The organism is Agromyces sp. P1_H4, from assembly GCF_056405255.1.
The window spans coordinates 1-5,074 of record NZ_JBFUCL010000279.1 but is presented as its reverse complement, the minus strand read 5'-3'; the positions used below and the strand labels follow the sequence as shown (position 1 = coordinate 5,074).

The following is a 5,074-nucleotide window of genomic DNA, read 5'->3' as shown; positions in this document are numbered from 1 at the left end:
GGCGCACCCGGCGAGCGCCGCGGCCGACAGGATCGTCGCGGCGAGCAGCGCAGGGCGGTGGATGGGCCGGAACCTCACGTGGCCTCCTCGTGCCCGCCGATCGGCCGGGCGTCGTGTCGTGTGGTGTCGTGCGATGGTACGGGCTCGCGCGGAGCCCGTGTRACGCCGAACGGGGCGACGCGGAACGGGAGGTCGTCCCGTTCCGCGTGCCCCGCTCGGTGCGAGCGACTACCGGGCCTTGCCCGGAGCGTCGAGCTCGCAGGTGATCGTCTCGGTCTTCGACGGGTCGTTCTCCGACGTCGCCGTGACCGTGACGGTCGCGTCGCGGTCGGCGTCGGCTCCGCGGGAGGCGTAGACGGGCAGCTCGATCGTCGAGCCCGCCGCCGCCGCCACGATGCTGCTCGGCGTCGTCACCGACCATCCGCGTCCCTCGACGGAGGTCGCCAGACGGTAGATGTCGCTGTTCGCCTTCGGGTCCTCGACGGCCGCGCCCGTGTTCGTGAGCGGCACGAGGCACTGTGCGATCGCGGTGCCGTTGGCCTGGGCCTGGCCGTGCATGGCGGCGAGGTTGCCCTTCACCGTCGCGGTGCCGAGGTCGATCCCGCGGGCCTGCGGTCCGGCGCTCACCGTGGAGCGCACGGCCACGTCGTAGGAGAGGATGCCCTCGGCGTCGCGCTCCACGTTCAGGACGTAGAAGTGCAGGCCGTTCGCGGTGTCCACGTACTCGTACTCGGAGCCCGAGTCGTTGCCGGCGTGGAAGAGGGCATCGTTCAGCTGGCGCTGGTCGCCCCGCGTGATCATGATCGGGGTGCCGTCGGGCCGCACGTAGTCGACCGTCGCGATGTCCTGCGGGTTCGCGTCGATCGTCCAGATGAACGGGTTGCGGTCCTGGTTCTTCGTCTTGGCGATCATCACGCCGTGGTCGGGCTGGAACGAGTCCGTGCCCATCCGGTCGATGACCTCCACGGTGTAGTTGTCGAACGACCCGCCGTCGCAGTCGTACTTCGCCTGGCGCGTGCAGGTGCCCGTCGAGTCATCCGCCGCCGCTGCCGTGGGCTTGTCGAAGACGAGGTTGATGCCCGTCAGCTCGCCCGGGCGCATGACCGCGCGGGAGACCACCCTGGTGACGACCGAGCCGAGCGCATCGAGATCGCTCTCCTGGAGGTTCAGGTAGTTCGCCTCGTCGATGATCCCGAGGTTGATGCGGTTGCGGAGGCCGACGCCCGAGGGCTGCGATCCGCCGGCGACCGACGGGACGCTCCAGCGCTCGTGGGTGCCACCGGGCCCGTTGAACGTGCCTCGTGCCAGGATGTCGAATGGACCGCTCGTGTCACGCAGGGGTCCGCCATCGGCGGCTTCCGTGCCGTACGGGTTCCCGTAGTTGTCGGCGATGCCCAGGATGTGCGAGAACTCGTGGGCGTAGGTGCCCATGCCCGACGACTCCGCCTGCGTGGAGTTGCCGGCGCGGCCGTTCCTGGGGGAGTTCGCGTTCGGCCAGTGGTTGACCGCGGCGGCCCACGAGGTCCACGGGACGTAGCGGGTCTTCGCCCAGTTCGCCATGGGCGCGCCGTTCTGGTCGAGCGCGACGCCGTTCTCATCCCGCGGCGGCCCGAAGTCGTCGGTCACGTCCTCGGGGTGCTCGAACAGCATCTGCCCGAACTCCTCCCAGGTCGACGACTCATCGTGGCCGGCAGTGACGTAGAACACCTGGTCGAACTGGGTGAGCGGGTCGGCGCTGCCGATGTCGGCGCCCCAGAGCGCCAGCGCGTCGGTGCGGATGTTCTTGTCGCACGACTCGCCCTGCGGGCAGAACGCGGCGTTCGGCTTGTTGAACGAGTCGTTCAGGCCGTACTCCTCGATGTTGCCGGGAAGCTGGTACGGCCCGAACGCCTGCATCTGCACGCTGAGGCGGCCGCCCGACTGCTCCATCCAGTACTCGTTGATGGTGCGACCGTGGTTGAGCTCGCTGGGCTTGTTGAGCAGGTCGAGGTAGAACTGCGGCACGTCCTCGCGAGCGAGGCCGTTCGCGAGACCCGACGGGTCGCCGAACGCGTGCGCGCCCTCGGGCTGGGTGACGAGGAAGGGCTGGTTCTCGAAGTCGACGAGCACGATCGCGCCGTTGAACTGCCGCTCCGAGCCCTCGATGTCGTTGGCCCAGTCGGTGCCGGGAACGGCGACATAGTCGTCCCAGGTCATGTCGTCCATGTTCTCCCAGGACTGCGGGTCGACCGGGCCGAGCACGGAGGGGTCGAAGGAGTCGGGAGGTGCCGCCATCGCGGTGCCGCTCGACACCGTCGCGAGCGTGATGACGCCCGCGGCGGCGGCGACGGCGAGCGCGGCTCGCCTCGTCGCGGTTCTGGGTCGGTGATCTCGTCGTGCCACTGCAACCTCCATGTCGTCTCCCGCGGGGCGATGCGCCCGCGTGCACCGTTTCCTGTGATGCGGCATTGCATCCGCTGGGAAAGCGATGTCCATGGATCCTTCCATCGGCGCGGGCGGGAGCGACAGGCCGCCGCGCCGAATCGACGCGTGGCGAATTCCGACGGTTACCCGTCAGGATTTCCGAGCATTACGGTCCGATAACGTTGAGTTCCCGCTCCAGTCCGCCGTGCTACCTCTTGAAGGGTCCTCCCGCTCGCAGCAGAGCGGCGGGGTGGCCCGTCCTCGTCTGAGGGCGGACGACGAGCGACCCGTTCCACGCCCGCATGCGGACCCCGAACGCGCCGGTCCCACCAACTCGGCATCCGCCTTCCGAAGGTCGAGCCGAACTCCCATAGGAAGAGGTAGACGGATATGACATCCGCATCCACGAACCGGAACCGCGCCCTCATCGCGGTGGCCGGTGCCTCCGTGGCCGCCCTCGCACTCGCCGGCTGCACCGCCGGCGGCGGCGGCAGCAGCGAGGCATCCGGTGGCACGCTGACCATCGGCACCACCGAGCAGGTCACCGCGCTCGACCCGGCCGGCTCGTACGACAACGGTTCGTTCGCCGTGATGAACCAGGTGTACCCGTTCCTGCTCAACACCCCCTACGGCAGCCCCGACGTCGAGCCCGACATCGCGGAGTCCGCCGAGTTCACCAGCCCCACCGAGTACACGGTGACGCTGAAGCCCGACCTCAAGTTCGCCAACGGCAACGACCTCACCTCGTCCGACGTGAAGTTCACGTTCGACCGGCAGCTCGCGATCGCCGACGAGAACGGCCCGTCGTCGCTGCTCTACAACCTCGACTCGGTCGAGGCGGTCGACGACACCACCGTCGTCTTCACGCTGAAGTCGGAGAACGACCAGATCTTCCCGCAGATCCTGTCGAGCCCGGTCGGCCCGATCGTCGACGAGGACGTCTTCTCGGCAGACTCGCTGACCTCCGACGACGACATCGTCGCGGGCAACGCGTTCGCCGGCCAGTACGTCATCGACAGCTACGACTTCAACAACCTGATCTCGTACAAGGCGAACCCCGACTACCAGGGCATCCTCGGCGAGGCGAAGACCGACACGGTCAACGTGAAGTACTACACGGATGCCTCGAACCTGAAGCTCGACGTGCAGGAGGGGAACATCGACGTCGCGCACCGCACGCTGAGCGCGACCGACATCGAAGACCTGCGCGGCAACGACAACGTGAAGGTCGTCGACGGCCCCGGCGGCGAGATCCGCTACCTGGTCTTCAACTTCAACACGATGCCGTTCGGCGCCACCACCGCCGAGGCGGACCCGGCGAAGGCGCTCGCCGTCCGCCAGGCCATCGCCGACCTCATCGACCGCGACGCGATCTCGGAGGACGTCTACAAGGGCACCTTCACGCCGCTGTACTCGTACGTTCCCGAGGGCCTGACCGGCGCCAACGAGGCCCTGAAGGACCTCTACGGCGACGGCAACGGCGCGCCCGACGCCGACAAGGCGGCGGCCACGCTCGAGGCGGCCGGCATCACCACGCCGCTCGACATCTCGATCCAGTACGTGGCCGAGCGCTACGGACCGTCGTCGAGCGACGAGTACGCGATCATCAAGGACAACCTCGAGTCGAGCGGCCTGTTCACCGTGAACCTGCAGTCGACCGAGTGGGTCCAGTACTCCGAGGACCGCGTCGCCGACCTGTACCCGGCCTACCAGCTCGGCTGGTTCCCCGACTACTCGGACGCCGACAACTACCTCACGCCGTTCTTCCTGACGGAGAACTTCCTGTCGAACCACTACGACAACCCCGAGGTGAACGACCTGATCCTCGAGCAGGCCGTCACGTCGGACCCCGAGGCTCGCGCGGCGCTCATCGGCGAGATCCAGGACAAGGTCGCGGCCGACCTGTCCACGATCCCGTACATGCAGGGCGCGCAGGTCGCGGTCGTGGGCAGCGACGTCGAGGGCACGGAGGACACGCTCGACGCGTCGTTCAAGTTCCGCTACGGCGCGCTCTCCAAGGGCTGATCCGCACTAGAGTCGTTGAAGCTCGACGACGGGGGCGACCTGCTACCGCGGGTCGCCCCCGTTCCCCTGTACCCCTGAGGAACCCATGAGCACTTTTGACACCGTTCCAACGACGGAGGACGTCCCGGCTTCCGGGCGTCCGAAGCCGAAATCGCAAGGAGGCGGCTTCGGACGATACGTCCTCGTTCGGTTCCTCCTTATGTTCCCGACGATCTTCATCCTCGTCACGCTCGTCTTCTTCCTCGCCCGCACCACCGGTGATCCCATCACCGCGGCGCAGGGCGGCCGGCTGGGGCCCGAGGCCCTCGCCGAACTCCGAGCCGCGGCCGGCTACGACCGGCCGCTGTTCATCCAGTACTTCGAGTACCTCGGCCAGATCCTGACCGGCAACTTCGGGTCGACGATGACCACGAACCGGCCGGTCCTCGAGGTGCTCACCACCTATGGACCCGCGACCTTCGAGCTCGTCTTCTACTCCCTGATCGTGGCGTTCGCGGTCGGCATCCCGCTCGGCCTGCTCGCCGCCTACCACCGCGACAAGACGCAGGACGCGATCTACCGGGTGCTCGCGATCTTCTGGTACGCGATCCCGATCTTCTTCGCCGGCCTGCTGCTCAAGCTCATCTTCTCGGTGTGGCTGAAGTGG

At 67.9% G+C, this 5,074-nt stretch carries 3 protein-coding genes; 2 read left to right on the top strand and 1 reads right to left on the bottom strand.

Annotated elements, in window-relative coordinates; genetic code table 11:
* Positions 1-228: 228 nt before the first annotated feature.
* Complete coding sequence (locus AC1DY2_RS15125; RefSeq protein ID WP_476763177.1) at positions 229-2,382, bottom strand: metallopeptidase domain-containing protein; 2,154 nt, start codon at positions 2,380-2,382, stop codon at positions 229-231.
* A gap of 411 nt (positions 2,383-2,793) precedes the next feature.
* Between AC1DY2_RS15125 and AC1DY2_RS15120 the strand changes: the two genes are divergently transcribed.
* Both AC1DY2_RS15120 and AC1DY2_RS15115 read left to right on the top strand, forming a co-directional pair.
* A complete protein-coding gene (locus AC1DY2_RS15120) occupies positions 2,794-4,428 on the top strand; it encodes an ABC transporter substrate-binding protein (RefSeq protein ID WP_476763176.1) in 1,635 nt (544 codons plus the stop codon).
* Between the two features lie 85 nt (positions 4,429-4,513).
* Positions 4,514-5,074, top strand: a 561-nt coding sequence (locus AC1DY2_RS15115; RefSeq protein WP_476763175.1) for an ABC transporter permease, incomplete at its 3' end; no start/stop codon positions are given.

Excerpts from the sequence above, each read along its gene's own strand:
- AC1DY2_RS15120 (WP_476763176.1), top strand. The coding sequence starts at position 2,794 with ATGACATCCGCATCCACGAACCGGAACCGCGCCCTCATCGCGGTGGCC.